Here is a 14,170-nt window from a genome sequence, read left to right as displayed (position 1 = left end):
AGGCCCTTGGTTTTCTGGCTCACGCCTCAATGACAGCGCTGTCATGATAGCGCTGTCATTTTCGGTTTTGTCAATTCGATTTTTTGAATATTTCATAATCCTTTGTTTTTGCTTATTATTTTTCTACGTCTTGTGGGGCGCTCCATCCGGAACCTGTATTCAGCGTAATTTTTTGGTTGCGCAATACAACAGAACCGCATTTTATGACAGCGCTGCCATTGTCTGCGAAAACAACACACAGCATTTGCAGCTGTTCAAGATGATCAGCACCTGCCGAAAACAGGGAAGGAAACAGGAATTTGAGCCAGCCAGACCGTTCGAACTGTATCGCCCTGATCCATACCGTCGCCGGATTGATCCCCGTGTTCGAAGGGCTCATGGCGGCAGAGCTGCCGGACTGGGCCCGGTTCTGCATTTACGACGACAGCTTGTTGAAGGACACGATCAGGGACGGTTTCCTGTCTCCGGCGACCACAAAACGGCTTCAGCAATATGTGAACTCGGCTGTCGTAGGCGGCGCCGATGCCATCGTGGTCACCTGCTCGTCGCTGGGAACGGCGGTCGAGGCGGCGCGTTTACAGTGTCCCGTACCTCTTTTCCGCATCGATCAGGGCATGGCCGAGGAAGCCGTGGCACTGGGTGCCCGCATCGGCGTTCTGGCGACCCTCAATACCACCTTGGCTCCCACGACGGCTTTGATCAAAGCCGTGGCGGCACGCACGGGGAAGACGGACAGGCAGATCACCGGCCGCGTCTGCGAAGGCGCCTTCGATTTGCTGCAATCCGGCGATGTCGACGGCCATGACGCGGCCGTGGCCGCAGCACTCGTGAAAATGGCAGGCGAAGTCGACGTCATCGTCCTGGCACAGGCCTCCATGGCACGCGCCATGGAACGGACGGCGGGAGAAAAAATCAACTGCCCCGTGCTCACCAGTCCGGAGCTGGGCGTGCGCTTTGTCCGTGACGCACTCTCAAGCTGACTGCACGGAATACCAAAATTCAGGGAGTGGAATATGGAATACAGATACCTCGGCAACTCCGGCCTGAAGGTTTCCGTCCTGACGATGGGAACCTTCACCTTCGGCGGACGGGGCGACTTCGCCATGGTCGGAAACCATGGGGTCAGTGAGGCGCGCCGGTTGGTCGATCTTTGCATCGACAACGGCGTCAACCTGTTCGACACGTCGAACATGTACTCTCTCGGACGTTCGGAAGAGATTCTCGGTGAGGTGCTGGAAGGCCGCCGGGACAACGTCCTGATTTCGTCGAAAGCCCGCATGCGCATCGGCGACGGCCCGAACGACGAGGGCGTCTCGCGCCACCATCTGATCCGCGAATGCGAACGCAGCCTGAAGCGGCTGAAGACCGATTACATCGACATCTACTACATGCATGAATGGGACGGCAGGACGCCGCTGGAGGAAATGCTGGCGGCCCTCGATACGCTGGTGACACAGGGCAAGGTCCGCTATGTAGGCTGCTCGAACTACTCCGGCTGGCATGTCATGAAATCGCTGGCCATCGCCGACCGTGACCGCCGTCCGCGCTTTGTCACACAGCAGATCCACTATACTCTCGAGGCTCGCGAGGCGGAATACGAGCTGCTGCCGATCTCCGTCGATCAGGGGCTCGGTGTTCTGGTCTGGAGCCCGCTGGCCGCGGGCCTCTTGTCCGGAAAGCACCGGCGCGGTCAGGAAACGCCGGAAGGAAGCCGTCAGTTCGCGGGCTGGAGCGAACCGCCCATTCGCGACGAAGAAAAGCTCTGGCGCATCGTCGACGCGCTGGTTGAAATCGGCGCCGAACGCGGCGTGTCGGCTGCCCAGATCGCACTGGCCTGGCTGCTTGAGCGCCCCGGCGTCAGCTCGCTGGTGGTCGGAGGGCGCAACGAAGCGCAGTTCCGCGACAATTTCGCGGCAGTCGAGCTGAAACTGACCGATCAGGAGCATCTACGCTTGCATGAGGTCAGCAAGGTGCCGTTCATTTATCCTTACTGGCACCAGCGGAATTTTGCCAAGGACCGCTTCAACGACGCCGACCTGGCCCTGCACAAGGATTACGCGCTGGATTGACCACGCGAGCAACACGAAAAAAGGAAACCCGGATATGAATTCAAGCGCGGCCACTTCCGAAAAGGTCGGCTTTGTCGGCGCCGGACTTATGGGTCACGGCATGGCAAAGAACATCCTTGAAAACGGTTATGCACTGACCACGATCGCGCATCGCAACCGCGAACCGATCGACGACCTCGTTTCGCGCGGGGCGACAGAGGCCGGCTCGCTCGCCGATCTTGCAGCCGCCTCAACCATGATCTTCATCTGCCTTACCGATTCCAATGCGATTGAAGCCGTGGTCAGCCAGATGAAACCCGCTCTCGCCTCGGGCACGATCATCGTGGATTGTTCGACCGCCAATCCGGCTTCGACAGAGCGCCTAGCCGCCGAACTGGCTCCGCTCGGCGTGGACTATGCCGATGCCCCGCTCGGTGGAACACCGCGGGAAGCGGAAGCCGGTCAACTGCAGGCGATGGTCGGCTGTAGCGAAGAAGTGTTCGCCCGCGTCGAACCGGTGCTCGCGGCCTGCGCCGCCAAGATCGTTCACCTGGGCAAACTCGGCGATGGCCACCGGATGAAGCTGGTCAACAACTTCCTGTCACTCGGCTACGGCGCGCTCTATGCCGAGGCGCTGGCGCTGGCGCGCAAGGTGGGCCTTTCCGTTGAAACCTTCGACAGCGTCATTCGCGGCAGCCGCATGGACTGCGGCTTTTACCAGACCTTCATGGGCTATGCCCTGGAAGGCAACCGCGAAGCCCACAAGTTCACCCTGTCGAATGCCTACAAGGACATGAAATACGTGGAATCCATGGCCAACGACGCCAGGTTCGTCACCGCCATGGCAAGCGCGGTGAAGAATTCCTATGCCTTGAGCGTGACCAATGGCGGAGACGGCAACGAGGACTATGTCCCGCACCTGACCGATTTCATCGGCCGTGCAAACGGGCTTTGATGTCCGGCAGCTGACCGGAAGCCGTTGGTCAGATGTTCCGCATTGGGCCAACGGAGCACCGCCAAGGAGCAGACAACAGTCAGTCCTTCAAAAGCGCCCTGCTGTCGCTGACAGCACTCCCGCGATCATGATGCATGACAAGAACTGCGGGCAGCATCTGGAACGGGTCAAGGAAGTGGACGGCTTCCGGATTGTGAAGGCGTCGTGAAGCCAGTCCGGCCGCAACGGGCTGGGGCAGCAGCAAGCTTGAATTCTGACGGACGGAATCAGAGGCCAAGGTTACAACAGGTCCGGGTGATTACCTGACAAGCGGTCCGTCGTCCTGTGGTTCATCGGACAAGTTGAATTCCGCATGCGGTCCAAAGATGGTCCGCATGCGGCCATCGGCATGCATCTGCTCGATGCTGGGGTTGATCGTCTCCAGGAAATGCCTGTTCACCGCGGTTTTGTGGCAAACGAAGGAGACCGGGAACCGCAGGTTTTCAAAGTTGAGCGGGCTGACATGAAGGGCATCGGGCTTGCCGAGCTGATGAATGGCGAGCGCCGTATCCGGATGATGTCCCAGGAAGGCGTCGATACGGTCCAGCTCAAGCATCTGGATCAATTGCGCCTCTGTATCGATCGGAACGAACCTGTCCCGATCACCGCCCAAAGCGTAGATTGCGCCCGATCCCCTGATGTACCCGACCCGTGCCGGGTCAAAATCTGAAAGTTTCGCACCTGCCGTTTTTTCCTTTGCCGTATAGAGGCGCAGGGAAACCACATCGACCCGAACAGAGCTTTCCAGCTGATTGCCCAGCTCACCGACGTTGAGCGCCCTGAGGTTGGTCGGAAACAGACACGACCCGGGATCGTGCAGAAAATCGGTCTTGGAGCGGCCCATCGGGCCCGGGCGAAGATCCACCTTCAGTCCGCTGTCTTGGAGAAGTTCCTGCAAGAACAGATCGTATTGCTTGCCGCTGTTTCTTGTCAGCCGGTGCGGCAGCAAGTTCAGGTAGAGGGTGATGCCGTCTCCAGCGTGTGCAAACGGAATGTTTTGCGGCACCATGAGGCAGACAAGAGCGAAGAGCAGGCGGCTTGGAAGATTTGCCAGCAAACTGGTCAGCCTTAACTTTGACATGCTCTCAAGTACCCACCAATCAGTATGAATTGATAAAGCGCAGGTCTCCACCATAGGGCATCGGATATGCCAAATCATTACAGGCATTCTTCCCCGAGACTAACATATGGGCTGTTGTTTCCGCCAAGGGTTCTCGAGCCGCTATCCGGTTTCAGCTCCTTTCACCCGGCCGGGTCACGGCGGACGTTCGGGATCTGGAGCGCATTGCCAGGAGACCTGCCCCGACGACCGAAGCGGCGGCAGAGCAGACCTTGCCAGCACATCGGAAAATAGATGACCGCTACGGAAAAGGCCGCTATCGCAGTGGAGATGCCGATCAGGGCGGACAGCCAGCCAAAGATGAAATCCAAGGCGGTCATGGCCACGCTGTCGGCTGTTTCCCGGTTGATTTCGGGTCTGTTTCCCTCAGAGGTTCGGTCCGGCATGATCCAGCCCTCTGCTTGAGTTGCCGTTCAACGAAGGCACAGGGTCGGCGACGTGTATACCCGCCCCGACGGCTTGTTTTTTACCTATGAGGCGGTCACCGTGACGATACCATCCGGGAGGGGTGAACCGGCCGGGTTGCCGGTTCTGCCTCACGGTTTCCTGCGCCAATTTGGCCGCTACACTTTGGAAGAATCTGTTTCGGTTGCCAGTGGAAGGAGTTCGCTATGCCCGTAACTTCGGGTGCTCATCATCTGACGTTGTTCACGCACGACATGGATCGATTCCTTCGTTTCTATGAAGACATTTTCGAGGCGACAACGAAGTTCGATCTTTCCGAGACCGGTCCCGAAGGCGGCACGCTTCGGCATGCTCTCGTCGATCTTGGAGGCGGGTTTGTCCTGCATCCGTTTCAGATGCCGGTGCCGACTGGCTTCGAAAGTGGTGCCATGCAGATGGGCCAGAGAGGCCACATAGACCACTTCGCGTTGAAAGTTGACGATGAGGAGGGGCTGCAGGAGATCAGGCGGCGCCTCGTGAAGGCAGGGGCGTCGGACGGTATCATCACGGATTTCGGCGCCGTTCGCCTCCTGAGTTTCAAGGATCCGGATGGCATGGAGGGCGAAGTCGCGCGCTGGACCGGGGCCGATTACGTACACAGCTTCAAGGACCGCAAACAGGAGTTCTGGCAGGACTGATGACCCCGGTAAACGGTCAGACCTCCAGGACGCCTGGTCCGGTTCAAGTGCTCAGCCATTTCTGCAAGTCCCGTTCGGCACTTTCGAGACTTTCGGCGTTGATCGCTCTCAGGTTCAGGGCGCGGGTGATCGCCCGGGTGCGCTTGTTGATCGAAAAGTCTGACCTGCCCGTTTCGATGTCGTTCACGCCAAGCTTGTCGTAGAGGGACAGCAACCGGTTCTGCACGGTGCGCAGGGACAGTCCCTGCCGCTTCGCGATCAGCTTGTCCGACAGGCCAAGTGCCATATCCATCAGCACTGCATATTCACTGTCGGTCAGCGTGTCGTGTGTCCGCACATGCCGCTGCTGGACCCGGTGAATTTCCTGGTCGACGACAATTTGCGCCTCCAGAAAAACGGCACGCAAGGCAAGGTGAAGCCGGTCGCGCGTCGCAGTTTTCAGGACATAGCCGTAGGAGGTCTCATTGGGAACGATCCGCGCGATACCGCGCAGATAGGCTTCGTCGGAATAATTCGACCAGAACAGGATGCGGGTTTGCGGGCGCTCGCGCCAGATCGTGCGGGCGGCATCGATGCCGTTACGCTCCTTCATCTGCAGATCCATCACGACGGCCGGAACCGTGTGCCGCCGCGCGAGCGTCTCACCTTCCGCGCCGTTGGAGGCATGCAGGATCTGTGTCACCTCCGGCAAGGCCTGACGCAGTGCTTCGCTCAGGAACTCCGCGTGGAACTGGTCGTCTTCAACCAGAAGGACATTCATGCATCGTCCTCCGCTCGGGCCTTCGGGAGTGTCTCAATGAGGCCGGAGGGCAGGGGCAGTTTGACGGTAATCTGCGTTCCCTTCCGGCTGATCATGCTGAAGTCCGCCGCGACCAGTCGCGCTCTCGTGCGCATATGGGCAATGCCGCCTGTTGCCTTCACGCTTTGCCTTTCCGCCCTTGTTCCGGACAGCCCCCGGCCATTGTCCGAGATTTTCATCTTCAGAACGTCTTTCTGCAGAGAAAGCGCGACGCTGATGGTGTCGGCCCCGGAGTGGCGGGCGGCATTGTTAATCGCCTCCTGGGCAATACGGAAGAAGGAGATGCGTGTCGTGGAATCCAGCCGGTCGATCAATCCTCCGGTTTCATCGACCACCCGCAGTGTTGTGGCCTCGACGTCTTCCACCGCACGCTCCAGGTGAATTCTCAAGGCATGCGCGAATCCGAACATGTCCAGCAGGGAAGGAACGGCGGTGTCGATGATACCGCGCAGATCCTGGATGCACCCCTGAATTCCGGCGATTATCCTGGCACGGTCGGCCGGTGTTTCCGCCTTTTCAAGGTCGCGCATGATCCGCGTGAGATCGGCAAGGGTCTGGTCATGGAGATCCATGCCGATGCGCTGACGCTCCTGCTCAAGAACGCGTGTCAGCTCCAGAGCTCCCTGCCTCAGGCCCTCTTCCCGTGCCTGGGCCTCGGCACGAACCACCGCCGCCTGCTTGGCCTTTTCGTTTGCCCTGAGCGAATAGAAATAGGGGGCCAGCACATCGGCGATCTGGCGGACCCGCTCGACGGTCTCCATGTCGTAGATCCCGGGCTGCCTGGACGAGCAGTTCAGCGCGCCTATGGTCCGGCCCAGAACCTTCATCGCAACATTCACCCTGCTGCGTAGCTTGTGTTTGATGATGGGTTCGGCAAGAGCGCCTTCATAGGTATAGCGGGGGTCCTCCACGGCGTTGTCCGCCAGCATGAAATCCGTCTCGCCCAGCAATATGCTGCGTACGGGCGAAATCGCGACGGGTGTACGCGACAGGCTCCAGCGCGTTTTCAGGCCCACTTCATAGCTGGTGTTCCAGGTGACCTGATCGTCGACGAGGCAGACGTCCAGATGGTCGATCGGCAAAAGGGTCTCGATCTCTGCCTTGACCGACCGCAGAGCCGCGCGAATTTCAACCTGGCCCGCCAGGTGGCGTGAAATGCGCAGAAGGGACACGAGCGGATTTGGTTCCAGGTTTTCCCTGACACTGTTGGCTTCCTGCCGCATGGCAACAACAAGCTCCTCCCTTGTTGGACCGCCAGTGTGAGGCAGCGCAACCCCCTCGGCAAGCCGTCAGTTTGGGTTGAATACGCACCACAGTTGCGGGAACCCGCAACTGTGGTGCGTGTCACCGGCTTTACCGGCCCCTCGCAACTGAGCAAGCTGACCCTGAGGATGCGTTGGGAGAGGCGTGTCCACCATGGAACGGCGCTGGTCAGCGCCAGGGAGGAAATATGAATACCAAAGCAAAGCTCCTGGGAGCGGTTGCGCTTTTCGCGGCTGTCATCCCTGGTCATTCGTTCGCCGACACGGCCGACAAGCGAATTGCGCTTTCCAACAATTATGCCGGCAACTCCTGGCGTCAGGCGATGCTGCAAAGCTGGTCGAAGGTGGGTGACAAGGCCGTGGCGGATGGTGCCGTCGCTGCCGCCGATGCCTTTACCACATCGGAGAACCAGGCGACCGAACAGGCCGCCCAGATCCAGAACATGACCCTGCAGGGCTATGACGCGATCGTCGTCAATGCCGCATCTCCGACCGCGCTGAATGGCGCCGTCAAGGAAGCCTGCGACGCGGGCATCACGGTTGTCTCCTTCGACGGTATCGTGACCGAACCCTGTGCGTGGCGTATCGCCGTGGACTTCAAGGAAATGGGCCGTCAGCAGGTCGAATACCTCGCCACCCGCCTGCCCGAAGGCGGCAACCTGCTTGAAATTCGCGGACTGGCGGGCGTCTTTGTCGATGACGAAATTCACGCCGGGATCGAACAGGGCGTTTCCGAGTATCCCAAGTTCAAGATCGTCGGTTCCGTCCACGGCGACTGGGCGCAGGATGTTGCCCAGAAAGCGGTCGCCGGCATTCTGCCGAGCCTGCCGGAGATAGCCGGTGTCGTGACGCAGGGCGGCGACGGCTACGGTGCCGCGCAGGCCATCAAGGCTGCCGGACGGGATACCCCGATCATCGTCATGGGCAACCGCCAGGACGAAATGAAGTGGTGGGCCGAAGCACGTGACGCGAACGGCTACGAAACGCTGTCGCTTTCCATCGCCCCGGGTGTCGGCACGCTGGCGTTCTGGGTTGCGCAGCAGATCCTCGATGGCGCGGACGTGCCCAAGGATCTGACGGTTCCCTTCCTGAAGGTTACCCAGGACACGCTCGACGAGGCGCTTGCAGCAACTCCCGAAGGATCCGTTGCGAACGTTGAATACAGCCTGGAAGATGCCAAGGCCGTGATCGCAGGCGCGAACTGAGGGAGAACCGAATTGCAACTGGTAACCGGCGCCGGTGCCCCTGCACCGGATGTCCCGCTGGTTACCCTTTCCAACGCGAGTGTGCACTTCGGTGCGGTACGCGCGCTGGACGGGGTGAGCCTGTCCATCAGCCCGGGCGAGTGCGTCGGGCTGATCGGACACAACGGCGCGGGCAAATCCACAGCGGTCAATGTCGTCAACGGGGGGCTGACGCCGACCGATGGACGTGTGGACTACCGGCTGCCGGGCGGTAGCACGGAAACCGGGGCCGCAGCGGCACGCGCTTGCGGCATCCGCAGCGTGTTTCAGGAATTGTCCCTTTGCCCCAACCTGACCGTGCTTGAAAATCTCCGGATTCCACACCGGGACCTGACAGGTCCCGGCTGGAGAAAAAAGGCGGCAGCGCGGATCACAAGCTCGCTTGACGAAATTTTTCCCGGACACAGTATCGAAGCGGGCATGACCGTCGGCGACCTGACGCTGGCCGAAAGGCAGATGGTCGAAATCGCTGCCGGTTTCGCAGAGGGCAGCACCGCGGCCCGCCTTGTCATTCTCGACGAGCCCACATCCTCGCTCGATGCCTCGATCGCGCGCCAGCTTCTGGATCACGTACGCAAGTTCTGCGACACAGGCGGCGCGGTGATATTCATTTCTCACATGCTGGGCGAGGTGTTCGAAGTCGCGACCCGCATCGACGTCATGAAGGACGGCAAGATCATCGCGAGCAGGCCTGCGGGAGAGTTCACCCAGCAGGGTCTGATCGACGCGATGGGTCACGTGGCCGCGACGGACGCCGAGAGCCCGGAGGCTTTGTTGACAGTCAAACGCCTTGGTGGCGAGGTCCTGAAGACGCCGGAAGGACTTTCGGCCCGAAAGGGTGAAATTGTCGGCTTAGCCGGTTTGGCGGGGCACGGCCAGGCCGAAGCCCTGGCCCGTTTCTTCATGTCGCGTTCGGGCGGTCTCAGGCAGGTCAAGAACCCTGAAGTCGCCTTCGTCGCCGGGGACAGGGGGCGCGACGGCGTGATGCCCCTCTGGTCGATCCTGCGCAACCTGACGCTGACCCATCTGCCCCTCTTGTCGGACCGAGGCTTCGTGGACAGGAAAGCGGAACGCCAGCTTGGCGAGGACTGGAAGGCAAAAATCGGCATCCGGACCGGGAACATGGACAACCCCATTCTGTCCCTGTCGGGCGGAAACCAGCAGAAGGCCCTGTTTGCCCGGGCCCTGGCCTCATCCGCGCCGATCGTCGTGATGGACGACCCCATGCGCGGGGTGGACATCGGAACCAAGCGCGAAGCCTACGAGCTCATCCGGCACGAGGCCGCGGCCGGGCGCACCTTCCTGTGGTATTCGACCGAAACGGACGAAGTCTGTCAGTGCGACCGTGTCTTCGTGTTCCGGAACGGCCGGATCTCCGCAGAACTCACGGGCGAAAACATCAGTGAGGAAAACATTCTCTCCGCCTCCTTCGAAATGCAGGAGGCAGCCCAATGAGCGGGAAATACCGGATTCTCCTGCCCGTGCTGTCGCTCGCGGTTCTGCTGGCGGCGGTCTTTTATCTTCAGCCCCGGGCCATGAGCTATTTCGGGCTCAACCTGCTGTTCAATCTTGCCGTTCCGATCGCGCTTGCGACCATCGCCCAGATGATGATCATCATGGTCAACGACATTGATCTGTCGGTCGGGACCTTCGTCAGCTTCGTCGCCTGCGTCACGGCGACTTTCCTGAAGGACGCGCCGCTTGTAGGCGCCTTGATCCTGCTGGCGTCCATCGGGGCCTATGCTGCCATCGGCGCCCTTATTCACATCAGGCAGCTGCCGGCTATCGTCGTCACGCTCGGCATGTCCTTCGTCTGGGCCGGATTGGCGGTCCTGCTGCTGCCATCACCGGGCGGCGCGTCGCCGGGCTGGATTCGAACGCTGATGACCGTCAAGCCCCCGTTCGTGCCCATGGCCGTCGTCGCCTGCGTAATCATTGCCGGCCTGACCCACCTCCTGATCATGCGGTCATCCACGGGTACCTTGTTGCGGGCCGTCGGGGGCAACGCACAGGCGGTGGCCCGCTCGGGCTGGTCGGTTGCCAGACTGAAAGCCGGGGCCTATGCCCTTGCCGGTTTCTTCGGGGTCCTGTCGGGCATGTGCCTCGTCGGCCTGACCACCTCCGCGGACGCCAACATCGCCCTGCGCTACACGCTGCTGTCCATCGCAGGCGTCATCCTTGGGGGCGGTGAGTTCACCGGCGGCAAGGTCTCCCCGGTCGGGGCCGTCATCGGCGCGCTCACCCTTGCGCTCGCCGGAAGCTTCCTGTCCTTCATGCGCCTCTCGCCGGACTGGCAGATCGGCGCGCAGGGCGCGATCCTCATTCTGGTGCTGGCGGTCCGTCTGCTCTTCTCCAGAAAAGGCAAAAGGTGGAAGGAGGCAAAACATGCTTAGTTCCCCGGTGTCCGCACTCGTCGCCCTGCCACGCAAACCCTGGTTCTGGGCCTTCGCGGCCAGTGCCATCGCCTTTTTCGCAACCCTTTCCCTGACCGACGGACGCGGTGGCGCCGAGCTGCTTTCGGCAGCCCTGACCTTTGCGTCCTTCTCCGCGATCGTCGGCCTCGGGCAGATGTTCGTCATCACGCTCGGACCGGGAAATGTCGATCTGTCCATCCCCTCGACCATGACCCTGGCGGGCACCTTGTCCCTGAAGTTCATGGACGGGCTGACGGGCCTTGTTCTGCCGGGTCTCGGCATCGCGTTGGTGGTCGGGCTCGCGGCCGGAGCGTTCAACTACCTGCTGATCCGTCTGTTGCGGATACCGCCGATCATCGCAACCCTGTCGGCCTCGTTCCTTTATCAGTCGCTGGCGATCTGGTGGAACCGGGGCCTCAGGATCAAGCCGCCACAAGCGTTGGCCGAATTCACCACCGACTCCTTCGCCGGCATTCCGAACATGACGTACGTCGGTGTGCTGATCGCCGTCCTGAGCTGGATCATCCTGGAAAGATCGATCTACGGCCGTTGGGTTTCGGCCTTCGGACAGAACACCCGCGCCGCCCGTCTGAGCGGGGTTCCGGTCGAGGCCGTCCGGGCCATGACTTATGTTTCCTCAGCGGTGCTTGCGTCCTTCACCGGGTATCTTCTGGCAAGTTTTTCCGGCGGCGCGGCGCTGAACATGGGCACCGAGTACCTTCTGATCTCCATTGCCGTTGTCGTCATCGGCGGCAGTTCCATTGCGGGCGGCAACAGCAACGTCCCGGGAATATGGGGAGGCGCGCTCCTCATGTTCCTCGTCGTCTCGATGCTGAACTCCTACGGGCTCGGTGCGGGTGTCCGCCTGATCATGACCGGTACCATCATCATAGCAATCGTTGCCGCCGCATCCGGCAAAGGCAGGGCCGTATGAACGAAATAAGCTCGTGTTACCAGATAGAGGATCCAAGGTTCGGCGCGCTGATCCAGAAGAACGCTCGCCTGCAAAGGATCGCCGCCGGTTTCGAATGGACGGAAGGGCCCGTGTGGTTCGCCGACCATCAGCTTCTGCTCTTCTCCGACATACCCTCAGACCGGATGATGCGGCTGACGCTCGACGGACATGCGAGTGTCTTCCGCCAGCCTTCCGGCTACAGCAACGGCAACACGCGCGACCGTCAGGGACGGCTGGTGACCTGCCAGCACGGAACGCGTTCGGTCACGCGGACCGAGGCCGACGGCCGCGTGACCGTTCTGGCCGACAGTTATCTCGGCAAGCGGCTGAATTCCCCGAACGACGTCGTCGTGCAGTCCAGCGGCGCGGTCTGGTTCACCGATCCGAGCTACGGCATCCTCAGCGACTATGAAGGCTATCAGGCCGAGCCGGAACAACAGACACACAATGTCTTCCGACTTGATCCGCAGACTGGCCGGCTGGAGGCCATGATCACCGATTTTGTACAGCCGAACGGACTGGCGTTCTCGCCGGACGAAAGCATCCTTTATGTCGCTGAATCCGGCTCCAGCCACGATCCCGGCGTTCCCTCGGTCATCCGGGCGTTCAAGCTGGACGAGACGGGGAGGGTGCTTTCCGACCACGTGTTTGCGACCATCGACAAGGGCCTTCCGGACGGAATGCGGGTCGACGCCGCCGGGCACCTGTGGAGTTCGGCGGCGGACGGCATTCACTGCTTTCATCCCGACGGAACGCGTCTCGGCAAGATCCTGGTGCCGGAAGTCGTCGCAAATCTCTGCTTCGGCGGCCCGAGGGGAAACAGGCTGCTGATCACCGCCACCACTTCGGTCTACATGATCGCGGTGAATGCGCGTGCCGCCACCTGACGGAAACGGTTGAGAAATCGGCCGGCCTGATGCTTTTCACTACTTCAGGAAAAAGACGCACGTCATGATGATGCCCACGCCTGTGACGAAATACCTGAGCAGGTCCGTCCTGACGATCTTCCGGCTTTTCCGGGCTCCGATATAACCGCCCAGGGTGGCCGCGCCCGCCATGACGAATGCCTGCTCCCAGGCGATCAGTCCGGCGCCGATGAAGGTCAACACGGAGACGAGGGACAGGACAGCGGACAAAAGGTTCTTCAGGCCGTTCATGCCGTGCAGGTTGACATATCCGAGAAGACCGAAGGCGGCGAGAAGCATGATCCCGAGTCCGCCGTTGAAATAGCCGCCATAGATCGACACCGCCAGGATCGCGATGGCCGAGAGCACCGGTCCGGCCTCCAGGCCGCCCCGCGCCTGCACCGAGCGCAAGAGATAGGGGCCGGCGGCGAACAGCACGGTCGCCAGCAGAAGCAGCCAGGGAACGATCCAGAGGAAGGCCTCGCCCGGTGTCAGGACCAGGAGAATTGCTCCGATCACACTGCCCGCGGCGGCAACGGCGATGATCAGGCGCAGGCCGAGACGGCCTTCGGCCTGCATCTCGCGCCGGAGGGCCCAGGCACTGCTGACATAGCCCGGCAGGGCCGTCAAAGTTGCCGTCGCATTGGCACTTACAGGCGGAATGCCCGCATGAATTAACGCCGGCAGGCTGATGAATGTGCCGCCGCCCGCGACCGCGTTCAACAGTCCGGAGGCAAAGCCCGCCACGGCGAGCAGCAAGATTTCGAGCACGACAATCCCCGTTGGTCACGTGTCTGGTGGCGTGGCTGATCGCACGGAAGTATATTGGTCTGCAAATTGGTCCGGATTGAGAGGAAAGATGCCCCGGCGAACAGTAGAAAAGGTCGAGGCGGAGCTTGCCGAATTTCTTGCAGAGAACGCCCCGGAGCTCGGAGACCGCCTGCCGCCCGAGCGCGAATTGGCAACCCGCCTCCGGTGCAGCCGGGAAACGCTCCGCAAGAGCCTCGACAATCTTGAAAAGCGTGGAGACATCTGGCGGCATGTCGGCCAGGGAACCTTTCGCGGCCCGAGGCCACGATATTTGCCGACCAGGGAAACCCTGCTCGTGGAAGGGGCGACGCCACCCGACCTGATGCGGGCGCGGCTGGTTCTGGAACCGCAGGTGGCCGCCGAGGCCGCCCGCCGTGTGGACAAATCGGACGTGACCCATCTGTGGTCCCTGGTCGCCGCCGGCCGGATTGCCAAAGACAGGTCCGATGCCGAACAGGCGGACGACGCCTTCCACCGGGCGATGGCGCAAGCGACCCGCAACCCCGTTCTGATCGGCTTTTTGAATTATCTTTCCGG

General features: G+C 61.1%; 15 protein-coding genes. 10 read left to right on the top strand and 5 right to left on the bottom strand.

Annotated elements, in window-relative coordinates; translation table 11 throughout:
• Window positions 1–299 precede the first annotated feature (299 nt).
• Genes ACQY7U_RS16400 through ACQY7U_RS16390 form a run of 3 tightly spaced genes read left to right on the top strand, consistent with a single transcriptional unit; the run spans window position 300 to window position 3,003 of the window.
• The gene (locus ACQY7U_RS16400) at window positions 300–980 is read left to right on the top strand and encodes an aspartate/glutamate racemase family protein (RefSeq protein WP_428646468.1); all 681 of its coding nucleotides are present in this window, start codon (window positions 300–302) and stop codon (window positions 978–980) included.
• A gap of 33 nt (window positions 981–1,013) precedes the next feature.
• A complete protein-coding gene (locus ACQY7U_RS16395; RefSeq protein ID WP_428646465.1) occupies window positions 1,014–2,069 on the top strand; it encodes an aldo/keto reductase in 1,056 nt (351 codons plus the stop codon).
• A 34-nt stretch (window positions 2,070–2,103) separates the two neighbouring features.
• Window positions 2,104–3,003: an NAD(P)-dependent oxidoreductase gene (locus ACQY7U_RS16390; protein ID WP_428646463.1), complete on the top strand. Its 900-nt coding sequence runs from the start codon at window positions 2,104–2,106 to the stop codon at window positions 3,001–3,003.
• A 298-nt stretch (window positions 3,004–3,301) separates the two neighbouring features.
• On the opposite strand, the gene ACQY7U_RS16385 is transcribed toward ACQY7U_RS16390, so the two are convergent.
• Entirely contained in the window at window positions 3,302–4,123 is an 822-nt protein-coding gene (locus ACQY7U_RS16385; protein WP_428646461.1) for a hypothetical protein, read from the bottom strand.
• Between the two features lie 161 nt (window positions 4,124–4,284).
• Entirely contained in the window at window positions 4,285–4,548 is a 264-nt protein-coding gene (locus ACQY7U_RS16380; RefSeq protein WP_428646459.1) for a hypothetical protein, read from the bottom strand.
• A gap of 225 nt (window positions 4,549–4,773) precedes the next feature.
• Here ACQY7U_RS16380 and ACQY7U_RS16375 point away from each other — a divergent pair, with 225 nt between their 5' ends.
• Window positions 4,774–5,244, top strand: coding sequence for a VOC family protein (locus ACQY7U_RS16375; protein ID WP_428646457.1), 471 nt, complete (start codon window positions 4,774–4,776; stop codon window positions 5,242–5,244).
• Between the two features lie 43 nt (window positions 5,245–5,287).
• On the opposite strand, the gene ACQY7U_RS16370 is transcribed toward ACQY7U_RS16375, so the two are convergent.
• Together ACQY7U_RS16370 and ACQY7U_RS16365 are read right to left on the bottom strand one after the other, a co-directional pair.
• Window positions 5,288–6,004 carry a response regulator gene (locus ACQY7U_RS16370; protein WP_428646454.1) on the bottom strand — a complete coding sequence of 239 codons (717 nt, stop codon included), beginning with the start codon at window positions 6,002–6,004 and terminating at the stop codon, window positions 5,288–5,290.
• On the bottom strand, window positions 6,001–7,266 hold the full coding sequence (locus ACQY7U_RS16365) for an ATP-binding protein (RefSeq protein ID WP_428646451.1): 1,266 nt from the start codon (window positions 7,264–7,266) through the stop codon (window positions 6,001–6,003). The genes ACQY7U_RS16370 and ACQY7U_RS16365 overlap by 4 nt, the downstream gene beginning before the upstream one ends.
• 227 nt (window positions 7,267–7,493) lie before the next feature.
• Between ACQY7U_RS16365 and ACQY7U_RS16360 the strand changes: the two genes are divergently transcribed.
• Genes ACQY7U_RS16360 through ACQY7U_RS16340 form a run of 5 tightly spaced genes read left to right on the top strand, consistent with a single transcriptional unit; the run spans window position 7,494 to window position 12,805 of the window.
• Window positions 7,494–8,510 carry an ABC transporter substrate-binding protein gene (locus ACQY7U_RS16360; RefSeq protein ID WP_428646448.1) on the top strand — a complete coding sequence of 339 codons (1,017 nt, stop codon included), beginning with the start codon at window positions 7,494–7,496 and terminating at the stop codon, window positions 8,508–8,510.
• 18 nt (window positions 8,511–8,528) lie between these two features.
• Window positions 8,529–10,004, top strand: a complete 1,476-nt coding sequence (locus ACQY7U_RS16355; RefSeq protein ID WP_428646512.1) for a sugar ABC transporter ATP-binding protein — start codon at window positions 8,529–8,531, stop codon at window positions 10,002–10,004.
• Window positions 10,001–10,942 (top strand): ABC transporter permease, encoded by a 942-nt coding sequence (locus ACQY7U_RS16350; protein ID WP_428646446.1) that lies wholly within the window; start codon window positions 10,001–10,003, stop codon window positions 10,940–10,942. The genes ACQY7U_RS16355 and ACQY7U_RS16350 overlap by 4 nt, the downstream gene beginning before the upstream one ends.
• 7 nt (window positions 10,943–10,949) lie before the next feature.
• Entirely contained in the window at window positions 10,950–11,897 is a 948-nt protein-coding gene (locus ACQY7U_RS16345; RefSeq protein WP_428646509.1) for an ABC transporter permease, read from the top strand.
• Window positions 11,894–12,805, top strand: coding sequence for an SMP-30/gluconolactonase/LRE family protein (locus ACQY7U_RS16340; protein WP_428646444.1), 912 nt, complete (start codon window positions 11,894–11,896; stop codon window positions 12,803–12,805). Before ACQY7U_RS16345 ends, ACQY7U_RS16340 begins: the two co-directional genes overlap by 4 nt.
• A 39-nt stretch (window positions 12,806–12,844) precedes the next feature.
• Here the strand turns inward: ACQY7U_RS16340 and ACQY7U_RS16335 are convergent, their stop codons facing one another.
• Window positions 12,845–13,594 carry a sulfite exporter TauE/SafE family protein gene (locus ACQY7U_RS16335; protein WP_428646441.1) on the bottom strand — a complete coding sequence of 250 codons (750 nt, stop codon included), beginning with the start codon at window positions 13,592–13,594 and terminating at the stop codon, window positions 12,845–12,847.
• A gap of 88 nt (window positions 13,595–13,682) precedes the next feature.
• On the opposite strand from ACQY7U_RS16335, the gene ACQY7U_RS16330 reads away from it, so the two are divergent.
• A partial coding sequence (locus tag ACQY7U_RS16330; protein WP_428646438.1) for a FadR/GntR family transcriptional regulator occupies window positions 13,683–14,170 on the top strand: 488 nt, incomplete at its 3' end.

Source organism: Roseibium sp. (assembly GCF_050301095.1).
GTDB lineage: Bacteria > Pseudomonadota > Alphaproteobacteria > Rhizobiales > Stappiaceae > Roseibium.
Note: the sequence above shows the minus strand (reverse complement) of the source record. Positions and strands in the feature narration are given on the sequence as shown.